Here is a 19,234-nt window from a genome sequence, read left to right on the forward strand (position 1 = left end):
TGCGCCGCGTCGAAGTGGTCCCGGTGCAGGTGGGAGACGTACAGGTAGTCGACGTCGCCGAGGTGCTCCCAGTCGAGCTGCGAGTTGTCCGGGAAGGGGAACCACGAGGCGAAGTACGCCGGGTTCACCCACGGATCGCACAGGATCGAACCCGCCGCCGTATCGATCCGGAAGCCGGCGTGGCCGGTGCCGATGACCTGCATCAGCGCACCGCCTCGCCATCGACGGCCAGCCGGCCGACGTTCAGGGGGTGCGGCTCCGAGGCGGGTGGGATGTGCGTGATGCTGATCCGCTTTCGAAAGACCCAGTAGGTCCAGCCTTGATACGCCACGACAACTGGAGTGAAAACCACCGCGACCCAGGTCATGATCTTCAAGGTGTACGGCGTCGACGACGCGTTGGTCACGGTGAGGCTGAACACGTCGGCTGTGGTCGACGGCATGACGTATGGATAAAGCCCGCTGAACAGGCTCGCCACCGTGAGAACAAGGCAGGCCGCGGTCCCGGCGAACGCCCACCCGTCACGTTTCGTGCGTGCCGTTCCCGTCCGTACGAGCACCAGTGATGCCAGCAGCGACGCGGCGGCGAGCAGCCCGAGGGTGATCGAGGCGGGTGTGCGGCGGATGTCGAATGTGAACAGCAGGAAGGTCACCGCGATGAGCGCCGCTACCGGGCCGACGGTGCCGGCCACGCGGCGGGCGTGGTCACGTACGTTGCCGGAGGTCTTCAAGGTCAGGAAGATCGCTCCGTGCAGGAGGAACAGCGCCAGCGTGGTGGTGCCGCCGAGCAGCGCGTAGGGGTTGAGCAGGTCCCCGAACGAACCTGCGTACTCGTGTCCGGGGCCGAGTCTGACGCCGCGGAAGATGTTGCCGAACGCGACACCCCACAGCAGGGCCGGCACGGCCGAGCCGACCACGATGCAGATGTCGAATCGTCTACGCCACCTCAGGTCGTCGCGCTTGCCCCGGTATTCGAACGCCACTCCACGGATGATCAGTGCCACCAGGATCAGCAGCAGGGGCAGGTAGAAGCCGCTGAACAGGGTGGCGTACCACTCGGGAAAGGCGGCGAAGGTGGCCCCGCCGGCGGTGAGCACCCAGACCTCGTTGCCGTCCCACACCGGTCCGATGGTGTTGATCAGGACGCGGCGTTCGCGTTCACCCTGCGCGGAGAAGCCTCGCCCGAGGATCGGCAGCAGCATCCCTACGCCGAAGTCGAAGCCCTCCAGGACGAAGTACCCGGTCCACAGGATCGCGATGAGTATGAACCAGATGGTGGTCAGTTCCACGATCGTCTCCTAGTAGGCGAACGTCAGCGGGCGCGCGTCGTCGGCCGAGGCCTCGTCCGGCAGCGCGGTGGGCACGGCTATGCCGGACTTGGCGTACTTGAGCAGCAGCCCGACCTCGACGACGGCGAGGACGCCGTAGAGGGCGGTGTAGACCAGCAGAGAGGTGACGATGCTCGCGCTGCTGACGGTGGCCGATACGCCGTCGGCGGTTTTCATCTGGCCGAACACGATCCAGGGCTGGCGGCCCATCTCGGTGAAGATCCAGCCGAAGGCGTTGGCGATCAGCGGCAGCAGCGGCAGCAGGATGCCGCCCCGCAGCAGCCATCGCGACGCCGGTGACCTGCCGCGCCGCATCGCCCACAGCGACCACAGCGCGAGCAGCGCGGCGAGGATCCCAGCTCCGATCATGAACCGGAAGGTCCAGTAGGTGACGGGGATGATGGGTTTGTAGTCGCCGGGTCCGTACTTCGCCTCGTACTCGGCTTGCAGGTTGTTGATGCCCTGGACGGTGCCGTCGAGGCGGCCGGTGCCGAGGAAGGAGAGCAGGCCGGGGACCTCCACCTGCCAGACCGGCTCGCTGCCGTCGAGGGTGCCGACAGTGAAGATCGAGAACGGGGCCGGCCGCGCGGTTTCGTAGAGGGCTTCTGCGGCGGCCATCTTCATCGGCTGCACCTCGGTCATGACCTTGCCCTGGATGTCGCCGGTGACGAGCACCGCGACGGTGGCGACCAACGTCGTGTAGGCGCCGACCTTCAGCGCGCTGCGGTAGGTCGTGGTCTCGGCGTAAGGCCGTCGGACCAGGTGCCACAGCGCGATGGCGGCGACCAGGGCACCGGCGGTCATGAACGCGCCGGCGACGGTGTGCGGGAAGGTGACCAGGGTGACCTTGTTGGTCAGTACGGCGGCGAAGTCGGTGAGCTCGGCGCGGTGAGTGTCGGGGTTGAGCCGGAACCCGACGGGGTTCTGCATGAAGGAGTTGGCGGCCAGGATGAAGTACGCCGACAGCAGGGTGCCGACCGCGACCAGCCAGATGCAGGTCAGATGGATCCGCCGGGAAAGCCGGTCCCACCCGAAGATCCATAGTCCGATGAATGTCGACTCGAGGAAGAACGCCAGCAGAGCCTCGATCGCCAGGGGTGCGCCGAAGACGTCGCCGACGAACCGGCTGTAGGCCGACCAGTTCATGCCGAACTGGAACTCCTGCACGATGCCGGTGACGACACCCATCGCGATGTTGATCAAAAAGATCTTGCCGTAGAACTTCGTCAGCTTCAGCCAGCGCTCGTCACCCGTGCGCACCCAGGCGGTCTGCATTCCGGCGACGAGAAACGAAAGCCCGATGGTGATCGGTACGAAGAGGAAGTGATACACGGTGGTGATGGCGAACTGCCACCGTGCCAGGTCGAGGTTGTCCATGTCAGCCTCCGATACGCCGTGCGGCGATGCGTTGTGGGTCGGGCTGGCGCACGTTGCGGGCCACCAGGGCGTCGTGGGTTCGCCGGGGGAGGCGGGCCCGAGGTCAGAGTCCCAGGAGTGCCGGCGCTCGTGCAGGGCCCAACGTCGGCAGTTCAGGCCGCCGAAGGTCCTTCCCGGCGGGACCAAGGTCATGTCCAGAATTGGCGACCGGGGAGGAAGCCTGCCAGCCCAGCCCTTCAGGGCCGGGTAGTTGACCACTCGCTGTCATCGTCGACCGGCACGCCCCAACCGGGCGAACGCAGCAGATGCGATCACCGCTGCAGGCGGTGTGCCCGTCTACATAGGCCTGCGCGAGGTCGTCCCCACCGACTGGGGCGTTTTCGGGCGGACCAACAGGATCGAGGAGCGGCGCGTGCTCCGCCCCGGCGAGGCGCCCATCTGATGCCGTGTCCGGCTCTGACCCGGCCGGGCGGGTTTATGCCGCCGCCCGGCGAACCCGGCTCGCGTGCAGCGAGCCCGGCAGCCGCAGCCGCTCGGCGTGGGCGGTGCCCGGCTCGGCGGTGAAGACCAGCATGACCGGGCCGGGGCTGCCGGGCAGGGAATAGGTGTCCCAGTGCAGGTCGATGTCGCCGACCTCGGGGACCCGGAACGTCTTGGTGCCGCTGACCGACTCGCGAACGTCGTGCCGGGCCCACAGCCGCCGGAACTCGGCGCTGCGGATGCTCAGCTTCTGGACACACCGCGGCCGGCTCGGGCAGGTGATCGCCTGGCTCGGCCTGCTGGCCACCCGGCCGGTGGAGCAGGGCGCACTGCCGCAGTTGCGGGCCGCGACCGAGCCCGGGTTACGCGGCAGCGTGGTGGCCTGAACCGGCTGTGCCGGGCGCTCTCACCCCCGTTGCCCACTGAGGGTGCCCGGCCGGGTTCACCGCCCCATCGTCGGTGCCGGCGACGTGCTCACCCCTTGGTGAAGCCGATGTCGTCGGCGAGCACGGTGCCGGGCCCGACCGGTGTCCTGACCGGTGCGTCGAGGTTCAGGTCGGCGAACGTGATCTTGTCTTGCCATACCTTGTGCAGCATCTGCTTGATGAACTCGATGGTGAGCTGCTCTCCTGCGCAGCGGCGGTAGCCGAATCCGAACGGTGCGTACCCCGCGGTGTCGACCAGCGGGTGCGGCGTGCCGTCCACCTCGCTGTACACGGCTCCGAACACCGAGTTGGTCATGGTGACGTCACGCCCGTCCTTGACGGCCATCGCCTCCTTGTCGAACGGGCAGCGGGTCAGCCTGACCTGCTCGCAGGCGGCCGCGTCGTTGTCGGCGGTGGTCGGCGCGCCGCGGTAGCGGTCGGGGTCGAACGCGGTCGGGTCCTCCCACAGCCGCGGGTCCATGCAGGCCTGCCGGTGCGGGGTGAGCGTCCCGTTGAAGCCCTCGCCGAGCAGGGCGTGGCGGCGGTGCAGCATGGACAGGCTGCCGCCGTTGGGTGTGATGAACCGGAACAGTTCCATCACGAACCGGTCCAGCGGCGTGAAGGCGCAGCCGTCGGGCGTGTCCGGGTCCTGCGACATCGTCTTGTCGAAGCACTCGCGGATCTTCGGGTCGCCGCCCGTGGACAGCCTGCTCGCGACCTGGTAGACCATGTTGCCCCACTGGCTGAACGCCAGGAAGTTGTGGAAGCACTCGAAGATCATGTCGGTGCGCCGGAAGTTGTCGCCCAGTTCGCCGTTCTTGAGCCAGTAGTGCACGAAGGTGCTGTCGGCCTCCGGCGTCCGGTCGTCGATGATCGCCTGCACGCGGGTGTCGAGCCACTCGCGCAGGCTCTCCCGGGTGGCGCGGGTCTGCATGTAGGCCTGCCGCACGACCTCCTCGGTCGGGAACCAGAAGCCGATCACCGCGTTGAACGCGCTGCTGTACTGGCGGACCTCGGCGGGAATCTGGTCGCCGGTGGCCCCGACGTGCAGGTTCCAGTACAGGTCGTAGTAGTTGTCGAAGTACTGCGCCATCAGCGGTTTGCCGACGTTGACATCGGACAGGAACCGGCGGTGGAACTCCTGGATCTTCGGCCGGTACCTGGTCTCGATCAGGTCAGGTGTGGTGGCCGTCATGTAGATCCGTTTGCGGGCGTTGCTCTGACCGCGGTTCTCGTAGCCCTGGAAGAACACCGACACGCCCTCGTCGTGCGGGTTGGGTGTCCACCCCTCGTAGAGCATGCCCCACAGTTGCACGGGGACGGCCTTTTCCTTGGTCAGTGCCAGATCGATCATCGGTAGCAGCGGCGTCTCGCTGATGAACTCGTTGCTCAGCAGGAACGGTGCGACTACGCCGGCGACGTAGTCGGCCTCGAAGTTCGCCGGCACCAGTCCGATGGGAAGGGTCTCCTCCGGCGCTTTGACCACGAGCGAACGCGGCGTCTGCTCATGTGCGTCGTGGTCTGGGGCGGTCCCGGCCTTCGCCGCCGGCGCCCCGGCCCCGCTGATCGTTCGGGGCTTCTCCGAGCCCACCTTGCGAGTCATGGTTCATACCTCCTGGGTGGTGACGAGACGTCCGGCTCCGGTCGGTCCGGCGGGCGGCACCGGTCGGTCGAGCCGATGCCATCTGCCAGTACATGCTACGCAAAGTGAGAGTCTATGTACTCTGTGTAAGATCAGTGGTCGTGTGTCGGTGGCCTGCGCCTTGCCGCACGCATTGGTCGTTTTACGCCCACGGCAAGGAGCGGTCGGCTGACATCAACAACATCAAGGCGACGGTCCGCAGCGTCACCTTCGATCTGCTCAGGTCACTCGGCCTGACCACCGTGTGCGGCAACCCGGGGTCCACCGGATCGACAGCGTGCACGAGGTCGTCGAGTGGCCGTAACCGCCGGCGCTGATGCGCTACCACCCAGGGCCCAACGCAGCGCGCCGGCGAATAGCCACTGACGACGCTGCAACATCGGACACGGGTCTTACCCATGCGGCACGGTCACATCTACGGCACGCTGCTCATCGACATGGACACCCAGCGGCCGGTGAACGTGCTGCCCAGGCACCTGGCGCCATGCGGTGCAGCAAGCGCGTAGCTACAACTGCTGTAGCGGCGGAAGAGGTCAGCGATCGGCGGTCAGCTCATTGTCTGGTTGATAATGGTACGCAGCCTCACGTACCGCTTCGTCGCTTTCCAGCCCGGCTCCCAGCGCCCCGCCGAGCGTGCCGAGAGAGCTGGCCAACCACGCCAGCCGTACCTGGTCACTGATACCGACCGGATGACCGAGGGCAGCGGCGATCAGATCGGCCGGGACCATGACGAGCACCCCCACCGCGGTCAGGATCACCAGCTCGCCGTACAGCGCTACCGCGCCGATAACCACGGTAAGAATCGTGACGATGTTGAACAGAGCCACCTGTTGGCGAATCGCGGGACCGGCAGTCCGGGGCGGCATCCGCTCCCACAGGCCGGCGCCGAGCACCAGGCTCAGTACCACGGCGAGTAGCGAACCGACGGTAAGGATGCTCAGTCGCGCCGCGCCCAACGCGTTCGCCAGCCGCCAGATGTCGCTCGTCACCAGCGCGAGGATGTCGACGGCCAAAGCCGCGACCAGAGCTCGGGAGAGCCGCGAGACCAGTCGCCACGGCCGGTTGGCTCGCAGCATGCCCAGTAGGAGCCGCAGGTTTCCGGTCAGTACGCCAGCGATCAGACCGACGGCTCCGCTTTCAGGTACCGGCAACTCGTTCAGCTCGCGCGTCCGTCGGTACAGGGCCACCCGACGCCGCCGGGTGGCGCGATCATCGAGGTCCGCGTTCTGTGTGTCGACCTCGCCCAGCAGTGCTTCAACCAGGCGCACGATCGCGTCCGCGGCCCGGCGGGTCACACCCACCGCGCCCAGCGCAGGCAGGGACAGCACAGCGACACCGTGCGTCGCACTCGCGTGGGCGACCACCGGCCGGCGCTGGGTCGCCAACGGTAGATCGGTGATGCAGACGGCCATTTGCCAGCCTTCGTCCAGCAGCCTGCGCCGGGCGGCGTCGACCAGCCGGTTCAAGTCTGCCGGGGCGTCGACCAGCCGGTCCACGGCCAGCCGTATATGCCAGTCTCCCTCCGGCAGTCGAACAGAGATCAGGCCGGTGAGGTCCGCCAGAAGACTCTGTGTCAGATCGGCAGCCGCCCCCGGTGACGCGACCAGTCCGATCACGGTCATCTCAAGTCACCGGCCGAAGCGCTCGTCGTCCCAACCGAGTCGTTAACGTTGCCGTCGTCATCGTGCATCTCCCGACAGGGGCGGTGCCACCGGCACGGTGCGCGGTCACGCACCTGCCCCGATCCGGTGAGCGACCGTCACTCGGTGTTGGTCAATCATGTTACGGCAACCCCGTCCGGCGAGGGACGCGCTGGGCCAGGACGACCTGGGCATGGGCGTCGGCCAGATCACCCTGCCGAGCAGCCGTATGCCCATGTCCAGCGCCACTGGCTCCGGCGACCATGTGGCGGTTCTGGCAGGCTGGCCTGGGTGCGGTTCTCCGGCAACGTCCGGATCATGTTTTGTCCCGTCCGTGGTGGGTAGTATGAGAATTTGGTGCGTATTTGGTGTGGTCGCGTCGGCATGACGGTGAGGGCTTAACAGGCAGTTGGTGCTGCCGGCCCTTTATGCGTTGAGGCCTCCCCGACCTCGATTCCGGAACTTGAGGAGCTTGCCCCGTACTGCCGGGTGACGACAGTTGGCACCCGGCATCGTCCGGCACGCGTCCACGGCTGGCTGGTGATCAGCATGGCAAAAGCAGTCGGTATAGATCTCGGTACGACCAACTCGGTGATCGCGGTGTTCGAAGGCGGTCAGGCCAAGGCGGTCGCTTTCGACGTCGTGCCCGGCCCGGACGGCCAGTCCATCCCGCTACTGCTCCTGCTCGACCACGGGCAGGTACGGGCCCGCCAGGTCGGCGCCGCCCCACCCTGCGCACTGCTGCGCTGGGTCGAACAGGTGCTGGCCCAGCCTCCCGCCGACTAACCCAGGTATGCCACCCGACTTCATCACCGTCAGAGAAGGTGACCAGAATGTCCGAGCCCGTACAGGAGACACCGGACCGCTACGGAGCTTATCCGCGGCTGAGCGCCGAACAGATCGACGCGCTGGCCTCACGCGGGCAGCGCCACACCACCGACATCGGCGAACCCTTGTTCCACGAGGGTGACCCGAGCTACGACTTCCACGTCATCCTGTCCGGCGCCGTCGCACTGATCGAGGGATACGGCACCCCGGCCGAGCGGGAGATCAGTGTGCACGGGCCGGGCCGCTTCCTCGGCGAACTCAGCCTCCTGGCGGGCCAGCCGGCGTTGCTGAGCGCCGTGGTCCGCGCACCCGGCGAGGTGCTCAGCATCCCGGTCGACGACGTACGCGCCCTGGTCGCCCACGACCCGACGCTCGGCGACCTCATCCTGCGGGCGTACATGATCCGCCGCTCGCTGCTGATCGAGATGGGCGCCGGGATCCGGATCATCGGCTCGCGCTACTCCGCCGACGCGCGGCGGCTGCGCGACTTCGCCGCCCGCAACCGGCTGCCCTACCGCTGGATCGACGTGGAGCAGGACCCCACCGCCGAGACGCTGCTGCGCCAGCTCGGCGTCACGCCGCAGGAGACGCCGGTGGTCATCTGGCGCGGCCAGGAGGTGCTGCGCAATCCGGGCAACGACGAGCTCGCGCGGGTCGTCGGGCTCGCCGAGCCGAGCATCGCCGGCTCCGACTACGACGTGGTCGTGGTGGGCGCGGGCCCCGCCGGGCTGGCCGCAGGCGTGTACGCGGCGTCGGAGGGCCTGTCGGTCGTGGTCCTTGACGCGGTCGCCGCCGGCGGGCAGGCCTCCACCTCGTCGAGGATCGAGAACTACCTCGGCTTCCCGGGCGGGATCTCCGGCGCGGAGCTGGCCGAGAGGGCCACGCTGCAGGCCCGCAAGTTCGGCGCTCGGATAACCGTGCCCGCATCGGTCACGGCGATGGAAGAACACGACGGGCTCCACCTGATACGGCTGGCCGACGGCACCGAGATCGCCACCCGGACCGTGCTGATCACGACCGGGGCCCGCTACCGCAAACTGCGGGTGCCCCGGCTGGCCGAGTTCGAGGGCACCAGCGTCTACTACGCGGCCACCGCCGCCGAGGCCCAGCTGTGCCGCGGCGACCAGGTGGCCGTGGTCGGCGGCGGCAACTCCGCCGGACAGGCGACCGTGTTCCTGGCCGGCCACGTGGCCCACGCCCACCTGATGATCATGCACGACGACCTGAGCCGGGACATGTCGCGCTATCTCGCCGACCGCATCACCGCACTGCCCAACGTGACCGTCCACACCAACACCGAGGTATGCGAACTGGCCGGACGCGACCGGCTGGAGGAGGTGGTCGTGGTCGACATGAAGACCGAACACAGCCGACGCATCCCGGCCACCGCCCTGTTCGTGTTCATCGGGGCCGAACCGTGCACCACCTGGCTGGACAAACAGATCGCAGTCGACCACCACGGGTACGTGCTCACCGGCCCGGACGTGCCTGCCGACGCCGTCACCGACCTGCGCCAGGGCACACCTCGGCGGCCGTACCTGCTGGAGACGAGCCGGCTCGGCGTGTTCGCCGCAGGCGACGTGCGCAGCGGCTCCATCAAACGGGTCGCATCAGCCGTCGGCGAGGGGGCCATGGCGATCCGGTTCGTCCATGAACATCTACGACTGCGCCAGGGCTAGACCCGATTAAGGACCCTGGACTTCGCTGAGGGGACCATAGGTGCGAGGGTGGGAGCACTTGCAGCTGTTGATCATCGTGGAGGTCTTCGCCACGGTGCTGGCCAGCTTGCGTGGTGCCCGGTTCAGGCTGGAGCCCGGCCTTTTATGTTCTTCGAGACACGTTTTCTACACGTACGAGCGTACGGTTTTGGCGAACCGCCCCACGGAACTTGGTGCGCATGAACTGGCCGAGACTTCTTTGATCTTGGTTGTGGCGTGGCGCGTCTTGCGCGACACTGTCAAATGCCCTGGTGTGCAGAGGAAATGACCACGGAAGCCTCCATGATCACGCCCGCGGGACGTGCTGTCTTCTCGGTCGGCGGTGATCAGGATGTCGGTCGTCTGTAGACAGTGGCGACACGCTCGGGACACATGGCCACGCCGCCACGGCGGCGGTCTGCGCGACCGGGCCGGGAGGGTTTGCCCTGTGGGTGGGCGACCGGCTGCCAGGAGATCAAGATGCCGCTGCGAAGGCGAGCTCATTCGCTGTGAGGCGGCGAAGTAGCATCCGAGTTATTGCGATCTCCTCTTGGGTGAGTCCCGACGCGTCACCGATTGTCGTCGGCACGCAACTGATGCGTTCCCTAAGTGCTTCACCTTTCGGAGTGAGTGCGACTTCGACAACACGTTCGTCCTCGCCTCGACGTCGACGGGTGATAAGCCCGTTGGTCTCCATCCGCTTGATCAACGGTGTCAAGGTGCCGTACTCCAACTGAAGCGCGGAAATGAGGTCCTTCACAGCGACGCTCTTGCGCTCCCAGAGAACCAGCATCACGAGATACTGGGGATATGTCAGTCCTACTGGCTCGAGGAGAACCCGATAGGCGCTGGTCACCGCGCGCGAGGCGGCGTACAGCGCGAAACAGAACTGGTCGTCAAGCCGCATTGAGGCATAGTCGGGCTCATCCGAGCGTATTGGTGACTGTGTCACATGACCTCCTGCGTTCGTGTCTGGCTCGACCGACGGTGCTGGCAACCGGCTCACGTGGCCTCGCTTCGGTCGCGGCGATTCACCGCCCCAACCAACTTTACCACGGTTTACTCTTGCACAAGTTAATAGGCCGGCCAGGCCCGCTGCTGACCGGCGGCCGCGGCGCTGCGACGCGGTCGGGCAAAACAACTCGCCGACATTGCCACGTGTCACGCCCGGCTGGTCGTGCTAGACGATCTCGACCGAGCCGGGGCGACGGTGAACTTGGCGCTGGTCAGCAGCGGTCCGGCGGTCTGGCGACCATCGGCACCACGATTTCTGCGCGGGCCGGGTGCCAGTCCGCCCGCGGAGAAATTAGCGGACCTGCTCGCCGACACGTCGTCCGGACAGTGGCCGACCACGACCGAGGTGGTCTTTGGCACGTTTTGCCGCGTACAACTCCTCGTCGGCGCGCCGGAGAGTCGTCTCCACGTCCTCCGACCGCCGCAAAGTCACCCCGACACTGATGGTCCGGCCGCCGTCGGCTACCGCAGCCGCTATCCGTTCCGCGACCTGTACGGCCTCGTCCCGGCCGGCCACGTTCAGCACCGCGACGAACTCGTCGCCGCCGACGCGGAACACCTCGTCGCCCTCGCGCAGCGCCAGGCGGATGGCGTCGGCCACCTCGATGAGTGCACGGTCTCCGGCGTCATGGCCCCAGGTGTCGTTGATGGCCTTGAAGTTGTCGATGTCCATCGCGAGCACGGCCGTGGGCGACGGAGCGCCGGAGGCCAGTTGTCGAGCCAGCGGGCGTCGGTGGCGCAGGCCGGTGAGCGGGTCGGAGTCGGCCAGAGTCTGCAGTGTGTGCTGCGTGGACATGCGCTCGTAGGACGCGACGGCGTTGATCATCAGGAGTTCCAGTATGACCGCGGTGTCCGGCAGTGGTTGAACCGCGAGCTCGTCCATGATCAGCGTGACGGCGTCGAAGTCGGGATGCCGCGTATTCACCGGCAGAGTAGCCATGACCAGGGTGCGCACGCCGACGTCGGCGAGTGGTTCGAAACCGCTGGTGTCGGCGACGCCTACCCCGCCCCGGGAGTACGCGGCCTGCTGGCGAGCCGCGGCATCCATCAACGCGGACAGGCTCTCCGGCGGAAGGGCGCCGACGGCGTCGACGAGTCGCCGTGACCCCGACCCGCAGTGGTCCGCCAGGACGGCGAGCGGCGGAGCGCTGCCGACGAGGTCGTTGGCCCTGCGGATGAGTGTCACTGCGCATCGCAGCCCGGACAGGTCGACCGCCGCGCGGCAGAAGCGTTGTGCCAGCTCCGTGGGGTCGTTGGCGGTGGCGATGCTCAAGGTGTGGCTGAGCAGCCACTGGGGCGGGCTCGGCTCGGACGGGCCACCCAGCTGGTGGATACGTGCGCCCAGGAGCACGCCGATCCTCGTCAGCGCTGACTCCCAGTCTCTGAGGTCGGTCAGCACGAGGTCGAACTCGACCATGATGACGCCGATCACGGTATCGCGCGTGCCGCGCACTGGAGCACAGATCATCGAGCCGGCTGGTCGGCCTGCGGGCGGCCCGGTGCGGTCGACGGCAGAGGTGCGACGCGTGACGGTGTGCCCCGTGGTCAGTACCCGCCCGGCCATGCCGTAGTTGATGCGCACTGTCCTCGGCGCGTGCCAGACCCCGCTGCTCGCGCCGAGGTGCAGGTAGCTGGCGTTGGTCAGCAGAACATTCACCGAGGCACCCGTGTGGGTGCTGACAGCGTCGACCACCGCGTTGCACGTTCTGTAGACGGATTCACAGGAGCGTATGGACTGGGCGACCTCATCGACGAGTCCTGGTGCTGCGGTCACTTCGGCGGTCCTCCTTCCTCAGGAGCCGGGCACAACGTCAGAAGTGTCCGCGCCCGGCCGACTGCCGGCTGGTGTACTCGGACAGCAGTGCCGGCTCGTCGATGGCGCCCTCGTCGACAAGTTGGAGAAAGGCGTCGACCGCGCGGGGATCGAACTGCGTGCTCCGTCCCGTCTCCAGCTCTTCGCGCGCTTTGCCGACCCCGAGCGCCCGGGCATACGGGCGGTCAACGCGCATAGTGGCCCAGGCGTCGCACACCGCGATGATCCGTGCCTCGATCGGGATGTCGGCACCGGCCAGGCCGCGCGGATAACCGGTCCCGTCATACCGCTCATGGTGTGCCGCGACCAGCGGGGCCAAATCCGGCCGGTTCATCTCGACGAGCAGCCGGGCACCCTCGTCCGGGTGGCGGCGCATCTCGACCCACTCGTCGGCGGTGAGCCGGCCGGGCTTGGCCAGCAGGGACTCGTCAACGCAAATCTTGCCCACGTCATGCAGGCGTCCAGCGGCTGCCGTGCGCAGCTGCGTCCGGCGATCAAGACCCAGTCGCGCGGCGGTCTGCTCGGCCCACCGGGCGACGGCGGTGCCGTGCTCGCGTTCCCCCAGGATGGCGTCGATCTTGTCGGCTATCGACACCAGGTCCTGTGAGAGCGCGTCTTCGGGGTCGACCGGTGTCGCGGGCTCGGTCCGCGCCGATGCCGGGTTCGGGTCGAGCGTCTCGCCCGGCAACTCCTCGCACCGTTCCACGGTGTTCCGTCCCGCCTGGAGAGCTGGCACTTCGATGCACACCAGTGCCATGACGGCCGAATGGTCGCCATGGGTGTGGGGGAGCGTCGCACTGCGGCGGGATTGCTTGACCAGGACCATTGCACCGTCGATGCCGCCGATGAGCCTTTGCACGTGCGCCGCAGTTGAAGCCGTTTCCCAGCTCCAGTTGGCGGGGGCCACCGGACAGCCCGCTTGCCGCAGGCGGTCGACCGCTTCGCTCAAAGTGGACGACTCGGCGAACACCATCACGACTGCCGGCTGCACTACCTTGCCCATGGCTTCCTCCTCGGGAGTGTGCGGGAGCTCGCCCAGCGGCCCCGCCTCAATGACAAAAACCTAGCCCACATAATCCTCGTGTACAAGGTAATTGGTCGGATTTCGGCTATTGATGTGAACTCGGGATGGGCTGTCGCCCAGGTCGACGCCGCGTCAAGTCGCGGCTCGACCGGCGATCGTTTGGGTTTGCGGGCTCGGTCAGATTGGCCGGGTAGCCGGCCCCGCAGCTGTGGCGCCCGACCGTGCAGAAGGCGTCGACAACGCGGCCGAGATCTGTCGCTCTCCCGATGGCCGGAAGTTGGCGCTGGTCAGCTCGGTGGGCATCGTCTGGCTTCGGATGCCATAACTTGGGTATTTAATCCCACGTACGTCCCCTTTGTGCTCGTGCCCGTGGGGGGCTCTGTCGTCAAGCTGCTGGGTCGACCTCACTTGGCGTTCCGCATACGGAACGATGGTACGTGGTCGAGATATTCCTTCGATGCGGGCGACCGGCCCGCCGGGCTGTCGAATGGCGATCAAGCGCGATGGCGGGATTCGTCCGGGGTGCGGGTCCACCCACCCACCGCTCCTGGCGACCCGGTGCACGCGCTCGCGTCGGTCAGCCGCGTCTTCCCGATCGTCTGGCCGGCCGCTCATGGCAATCTGCACCCTCCCGGAGCAGGACTTGACTCTCCCTCTGGGGGAGACCCGACAGTGGGCGTATGGGCAACGCCAACTGATGGAAAGGCAGCCTGCTGCAGCATTGGGCAGGGCAGGTCCAGGACTGCGGGGCACCCGCGCCGGCACTCGATGCCCGTCTCCGACCGGATTCGGCGGGCGGTGGCGGCCGAGGCGTCTCGGTCGCGTCGAAGGCCTCATTGCAGCGCGGGCCGGCGGCTGGTGTGGCTTAATCGGGGGCCTGCCGACGAGGTCATCCATCCATGACGCAGAAACCTTGTGCACGAGCTATCGGTGCGCTAGCTTTCAATGGGCCCATCTGAAGTCGTCCGCAGCCGCGTCGGTTGTTCTGGGGCAATGACTGAGCGAGCGCCGGGCGATCGTCAAAAGTTGGGTCCGCCGCTGCTACGTGGTCGTTGCCAGGCGCGGTGGGCGCTGGCTACCGGAACGTGAATCGGAGGAAGCATGGATTTCGATTATGTGATCGTCGGTGCCGGTTCGGCAGGCTGTGTCCTGGCGGCACGGCTGTCTGAGCAGCCGGATGTGAGTGTCCTGCTGTTGGAGACCGGCCCGGAGGACACCCGCCCGGAGATCCACGTGCCGACGGCGTGGCCTGCCCTGTGGGGCACCGAAGTCGATCATGCGTACCGGACGGTGCCGCAGAGCACGATGGGGGGTCGGGAGCACAACTGGCCTCGTGGGCGAACGCTGGGCGGAAGCAGTTCGATCAACGCCATGGTCTACCTGCGTGGCCATCGCAACGACTTCGACTCGTGGGCTCAGGGCGGCGCGCCCGGTTGGGCGTATGACGACGTCCTGCCTTACTTCCAGCGAATGGAGACGGTGCCAGACGGGGATCTGCGGTATCGCGGCTTCCGCGGGCCGATGATGCCCCAAAGGTCCGCCACGCCCAATCCACTGTCGCAGGTCTTCGTGGATGCCGCCGCGCAGGCCGGCCATCCGGTCACCGGCGACTTCAACGGTGCGGTGCAGGAAGGAGCCGGCTGGCATGACCTGACCATCTGCGCCGGAAAGCGGCAGAGTACCGCGGTTGCGTATCTGCGACCGGCGCTACGTCGCTCGAACCTCACGGTGTGGACCGAGTCGCGCGCGACAAGCCTGCTCGTGCGCGACGGCCGCTGTACAGGTGTCCTCGTGCGACACAACTGCGAACTTGTCGACGTACGCGCCAACCGAGAGGTGATCGTGTCGTCCGGTGCGGTGGACTCACCACGCCTACTGCTGCTGTCGGGGATCGGGCCGGCAGACGAACTGCGGCAGGCGGGCGTCAAGGTGGTGCATGACCTTCCCGGTGTCGGAAGGAACCTGCAGGACCACCCGCTGACCGGTGTGGTCTTCGAATCCATGCGGCAGATTCTGCCCGGCAACTCCAACCACGCGGAGACCTCGCTGCTGTATCGCAGCAGTGAGGCCGTCGGCGGGCCTGACGCGCAGATCATGTTCCTGCATGTGCCGTTCCACTACGTGGGGGCGTTCGACACTCCGGCAAGCAGCTTCACCTTCGGCGTGTCCGTCGTGCCCCGTAGTCGAGGATCCGTGCGACTGGCGAACGCTGATCCGGACAGCAGCCCGCTGATCGATCCGAACTATCTGGCTGATCCCAGCGATCGGCGTCGTCTGGCCGAGGGCGTGGAGAAGGCGCGAACCATCGCGGCGAGTGCGGCATTCGATCCATGGCGCGGAGCGGAACTGCTGCCAGGCAGGGGCCTCCGGGTCGAGGACTACGTCCGCACAGCAACGGGGACCTATTTCCACCCGGCCGGAAGCTGCAAGATGGGTACTGATGATCAGTGCGTGGTCACGCCGCAGCTGCGGGTGCATGGCATCGAGAACCTCCGCGTCATCGACGCGTCGGTGATGCCGACACTTGTCAGCGTGAACACCAACGCCGCCACCATCATGATCGCCGAGCGTGGCGCTGAGCTGATCCGGGCAGAGGGCTGAAACAGGGCGCTTCCGTGCTACGAACGGCCCTCGCTCATGCCAAATCGATATATAACTTCCATAACGGGCGTAGCATTGCGTCTGCAGCGCAGCATCCGATGGCGGGGGCGACACGTTCAATGCGGTCGCGGTCCCGCAACGTGCCTGAAGTGTCCTCTCGGACCTTTATGTCTTGCCCGGCCGACTCTCGCGCTGGCACCAGTGCGTCTTGGTCCGCCGCTGGCGTAGCGCAAGCCTCGGAGGAGAACCATGAAACCGACACCGAAATCGCGTTTGTTGGGGGTCGCGGCCAGTGTGCTGGTGGCGGCTCTCGCCCTCACCGCACCTGTTACGGCCAACTCCGTCACGTCGGCGGGCGCCGCAGAACCTCAGCCCGCTCAGCAGCAGGACAAACCGACGGTGGTGTTGGTGCATGGCGCGTTCGCCGACGCGTCAAGCTGGAACGGCGTGATCGAGCGCCTGCAGGCCGAGGGTTACCCGGTGGTGGCGCCGGCCAACCCACTGCGGGACCTGGCAACGGACTCGGCTTATCTGCGCAGTGTACTCAACAGCGTGCAGGGCCCCATCGTGCTGGCTGGGCACTCCTACGGCGGGGCCGTCATGTCGAGCGCCGCCGCGGGTGATCCGGACGTGAAGGCGCTGGTCTACATAACAGCGCTGGCACCGGAGATAGGGGAGAGCACGGGGGAGTTGGTCAACAGGTTCCCGGGCAACACGCTGGGGGCGAACCTGCAGTCGGTGCCGTTCCCGCTGCCCGGCGGAGGCGAGGGCGCCGACCTGTACGTCAAGCGCGAGGCGTTCCGGGAGCACTTCGCGGCCGACGTCCCTGCACCGACCGCGGCCTTGATGGCGGTCACGCAGCGTCCGGCTGCCACTGCCGCGCTGGAAGGCAAGGCGGTCGAGGCGGCCTGGAAGGTCATTCCGTCATGGGCGCTGCTGGCCACCGAGGACAAGGCGATCCCGCTGGCCGCCCAGAAGTTCATGGCCGAGCGCGCCAAGTCCAAGACCGTGGAAGTCAAGGCATCCCATGCCGTCCCGGTCTCCCAGCCCGGCGCGGTCGCCGACCTCATCATCGAAGCCGCCCGCGCCTCCAAGTAGGCCTGACTGGTAGGGCCGGCACCGTTCGTATCCGGGAGTCCGTCCACCCGGTGCGGCTCGCAAGGCGAAGCCATGCATCTGCGGGAGTTTTGGCGTGTTCACCGGCGCTCGGACTGCGCATGCCGGATGGGGTCACGCACGTCGATGTCGTCGTGCGGCCCGCGGTCGCCAGTTGACCCTCCCCCTGCGGGAGACCCGACAGTGGTCAGATGAGAACGGACTGGAGTCGGGCAACCCCGATCGCCTCGTCGGCATTGCCGGCCGAAGTCACCACCTACCTCGACGCGCATCGGGCTCGCGACGTCGATGCAGCAATCGCGTGCTACACCAAGGATGCCGTCGTGACGGACAATGGGCACGCCTATCGTGGTCTGGAGGAGATTCGGACCTGGCTGGGCCGCTCGGCGAGCGAGTACACGTTCACCACCGAACTCACCGGTGCCGGTCGGATCGACGAGACGCACTACGACGTCGTCCAGCATCTCGAAGGAGACTTTCCCGGCGGGGTGGTCGACCTGCACTACCGGTTCACGATGCGTGGCCCGCTGATCGCGGCGCTGCATATCGCACCGTAGTACATTTCACACGATTTGTGGCATTGTTGAGGCGGCGTCCGTTGTGAGTGTCGGCCGTCGGATGGTCGCCAGGAAAATGATCATTATTGGGGAAGACATGAGGACGTGGTTCATCACCGGTGGCACGCCGGGTGGATTCGGTTCGGCCTACGCCGAGGCCGCGCTCGATGTCGGCGATCGCGTGGTGCTGACCGCGCGGCGGGTCGAGCGGCTGAAGGAGTGGGCACAGGCTTATGGCGACCGGGTGCTGATCCTGCCCCTGGACGTCACCGACGACCAGCAGGTGATCGACGCCGTAAAGGCTGCCGAACGGCATTTCGGCGCCGTCGACGTGCTGGTGAACAACGCCGGCCGGGGCTGGTACGGGTCCATCGAGGGCATGGCCGACGACGCCGTGCGGCAGATGTTCGAACTGAACTTCTTCTCCGTACTGTCGGTCACGCGTGCCGTACTGCCGGGCATGCGAGCCCGACGCCGGGGATGGATCATCAACATGTCCTCCGTGGCCGGGCTGCGCGGGGTGACCGGATTCGGCTACTACAGCGCCTCCAAATTCGCGGTTGAGGCTGTCACCGAGGTGCTGCGCAACGAGGTGGAGCCGCTCGGCATCCGGGTGATGGCGGTCGAGCCAGGGGCGTTCCGGACCAGGGCCTATGCGGGCTTTGCCGACGAAGCCGTCGATGAGACCATCGCCGAGTACCAGCCGATGCTGCAAGACGTCCGCAGCGCGATGATCGACCAGGATGGCAAGCAGCCCGGCGACCCGCAGCGCGGAGCTCGCGCGGTCATCGCCGCCATGGCCCAGGCGTCGCCCCCGCACCGGCTGGTTCTGGGCAGCGGCGCCTTCGACGTCGTGGTGAAGACGATCGAAGAGAACCTGGCCGACATCCGGACCTCCGAAGCGCTGTCACGTCGGGCCGACTTCCCCGCCACCGTATAGCCGTCCAGCGGACCTGGACGTTTGAAACGCTCCGACGGAGCGGGGCCGCCATCACACCGGCGGCTCGGTCAGCATCGCCGCGGTTCTGCTCGCGCTGGGTGATGTCACCGGCCGGGTGCCCGCCGCTGAAACCGGGTGGTCACGACAGCGCCTCGCCCGCGAGGCCGTTCAGCTGTTGGTGCGCGGGCGTGGACTGACTGCGGCTCGCATGCGCCATCTGCTCGGTCGCGCCGAGCCTGGCCCGACTCGTCGACCGAAGTTGTCACTTCGTTCGTAACATCGATAGGCTCGAGTAGAAGCCCTTTGGGCGCCCCGGTGAGAAGAGCGCAGCCACGATGCGGCACGAGACCGCGACTGTGATTATGGGCGACGATCCGGCCGCACCCGGTGAACTCTCAGATCGCCCGCAACAGACGCTGGTAGTTGTCGATGACCGCGTTCAGGGCGGTCGTGCTGTCCCGAGCCGTCATAGCGCCGGTGGCGGGGTGCGAGGGTGCCGCCGGTCACGAGCGCGTTGATCCGGACCCCTTTCGCGGCCGTGTCGAGCGCGGCCGACGGGTGAGTCCGATGACGCTATGCTGGCGGCGCTGTAGGAGGCCGTGCCGGGCGCGCACCTTGGCGCCCTCGGCGGTGACCCGCTCGGCGACTGCCCGGCCAATGCCGGAGGTCGCGCCGGTGACCGGGATCCTTGTCGGTGAAGTGTGCAGACACGGTTGTTCCTCTTTCGGACGCGTCTTTGGTATGCGTCGGACT

At 67.1% G+C, this 19,234-nt stretch carries 15 protein-coding genes and 1 pseudogene; 7 read left to right on the plus strand and 9 right to left on the minus strand.

The annotated features are described in order from the left end of the window. The 6 genes and pseudogenes from AB0B35_RS39305 to AB0B35_RS39330 form a co-directional block, all read right to left on the minus strand. Nucleotides 1-203 (minus strand): annotated as a pseudogene (locus tag AB0B35_RS39305) ((2Fe-2S)-binding protein); the annotation flags it as partial. After that, on the minus strand, nucleotides 203-1,288 hold the full coding sequence (cydB, locus tag AB0B35_RS39310; RefSeq protein WP_361056183.1) for a cytochrome d ubiquinol oxidase subunit II: 1,086 nt from the start codon (nucleotides 1,286-1,288) through the stop codon (nucleotides 203-205). The gene cydB and the pseudogene AB0B35_RS39305, both read right to left, overlap by 1 nt. A 9-nt stretch (nucleotides 1,289-1,297) precedes the next feature. Beyond that, nucleotides 1,298-2,704, minus strand: coding sequence for a cytochrome ubiquinol oxidase subunit I (locus AB0B35_RS39315; protein WP_361056186.1), 1,407 nt, complete (start codon nucleotides 2,702-2,704; stop codon nucleotides 1,298-1,300). A 475-nt stretch (nucleotides 2,705-3,179) separates the two neighbouring features. Next, nucleotides 3,180-3,491 (minus strand): hypothetical protein, encoded by a 312-nt coding sequence (locus AB0B35_RS39320; RefSeq protein ID WP_360532357.1) that lies wholly within the window; start codon nucleotides 3,489-3,491, stop codon nucleotides 3,180-3,182. A 167-nt stretch (nucleotides 3,492-3,658) separates the two neighbouring features. Then, complete coding sequence (locus AB0B35_RS39325) at nucleotides 3,659-5,212, minus strand: hypothetical protein (protein ID WP_361056189.1); 1,554 nt, start codon at nucleotides 5,210-5,212, stop codon at nucleotides 3,659-3,661. 572 nt (nucleotides 5,213-5,784) lie between these two features. Further along, nucleotides 5,785-6,873, minus strand: a complete 1,089-nt coding sequence (locus AB0B35_RS39330; RefSeq protein ID WP_361056192.1) for a hypothetical protein — start codon at nucleotides 6,871-6,873, stop codon at nucleotides 5,785-5,787. A 567-nt stretch (nucleotides 6,874-7,440) separates the two neighbouring features. Here AB0B35_RS39330 and AB0B35_RS39335 point away from each other — a divergent pair. From AB0B35_RS39335 to AB0B35_RS39345, 3 genes are read left to right on the plus strand one after another with little or no spacing between them, the layout of a single operon-like run. Beyond that, the gene (locus tag AB0B35_RS39335) at nucleotides 7,441-7,677 is read left to right on the plus strand and encodes an Hsp70 family protein (RefSeq protein WP_361056195.1); all 237 of its coding nucleotides are present in this window, start codon (nucleotides 7,441-7,443) and stop codon (nucleotides 7,675-7,677) included. 47 nt (nucleotides 7,678-7,724) lie between these two features. Then, the gene (locus AB0B35_RS39340; protein WP_361056198.1) at nucleotides 7,725-9,398 is read left to right on the plus strand and encodes an FAD-dependent oxidoreductase; all 1,674 of its coding nucleotides are present in this window, start codon (nucleotides 7,725-7,727) and stop codon (nucleotides 9,396-9,398) included. A 58-nt stretch (nucleotides 9,399-9,456) separates the two neighbouring features. Next, nucleotides 9,457-9,705: a hypothetical protein gene (locus AB0B35_RS39345; protein ID WP_361056202.1), complete on the plus strand. Its 249-nt coding sequence runs from the start codon at nucleotides 9,457-9,459 to the stop codon at nucleotides 9,703-9,705. Between the two features lie 186 nt (nucleotides 9,706-9,891). On the opposite strand, the gene AB0B35_RS39350 is transcribed toward AB0B35_RS39345, so the two are convergent. From AB0B35_RS39350 to AB0B35_RS39360, 3 genes are all read right to left on the minus strand, one after another. Next, nucleotides 9,892-10,323, minus strand: coding sequence for a MarR family transcriptional regulator (locus AB0B35_RS39350; RefSeq protein WP_360532342.1), 432 nt, complete (start codon nucleotides 10,321-10,323; stop codon nucleotides 9,892-9,894). 399 nt (nucleotides 10,324-10,722) lie between these two features. Continuing rightward, complete coding sequence (locus tag AB0B35_RS39355; RefSeq protein ID WP_360532339.1) at nucleotides 10,723-12,087, minus strand: GGDEF domain-containing protein; 1,365 nt, start codon at nucleotides 12,085-12,087, stop codon at nucleotides 10,723-10,725. A 154-nt stretch (nucleotides 12,088-12,241) separates the two neighbouring features. Then, nucleotides 12,242-13,246: an HD domain-containing phosphohydrolase gene (locus AB0B35_RS39360; RefSeq protein WP_361056205.1), complete on the minus strand. Its 1,005-nt coding sequence runs from the start codon at nucleotides 13,244-13,246 to the stop codon at nucleotides 12,242-12,244. A 1,122-nt stretch (nucleotides 13,247-14,368) separates the two neighbouring features. On the opposite strand from AB0B35_RS39360, the gene AB0B35_RS39365 reads away from it, so the two are divergent. The 4 genes from AB0B35_RS39365 (at nucleotide 14,369) to AB0B35_RS39380 (ending at nucleotide 18,481) form a co-directional block, all read left to right on the plus strand. Next, entirely contained in the window at nucleotides 14,369-15,868 is a 1,500-nt protein-coding gene (locus AB0B35_RS39365; protein WP_361056208.1) for a GMC family oxidoreductase N-terminal domain-containing protein, read from the plus strand. A 249-nt stretch (nucleotides 15,869-16,117) separates the two neighbouring features. Further along, a complete protein-coding gene (locus tag AB0B35_RS39370; protein ID WP_361056210.1) occupies nucleotides 16,118-16,966 on the plus strand; it encodes an alpha/beta hydrolase in 849 nt (282 codons plus the stop codon). 209 nt (nucleotides 16,967-17,175) lie between these two features. Beyond that, nucleotides 17,176-17,541 (plus strand): nuclear transport factor 2 family protein, encoded by a 366-nt coding sequence (locus tag AB0B35_RS39375; protein WP_360532324.1) that lies wholly within the window; start codon nucleotides 17,176-17,178, stop codon nucleotides 17,539-17,541. A gap of 97 nt (nucleotides 17,542-17,638) precedes the next feature. Continuing rightward, on the plus strand, nucleotides 17,639-18,481 hold the full coding sequence (locus tag AB0B35_RS39380; protein WP_361056213.1) for an oxidoreductase: 843 nt from the start codon (nucleotides 17,639-17,641) through the stop codon (nucleotides 18,479-18,481). Nucleotides 18,482-19,234: the final 753 nt, after the last annotated feature.

The sequence above is a fragment of the Catellatospora sp. NPDC049133 genome, assembly GCF_040648455.1.
GTDB classification, from domain to species: Bacteria; Actinomycetota; Actinomycetes; order Mycobacteriales; family Micromonosporaceae; genus Catellatospora; species Catellatospora aurea.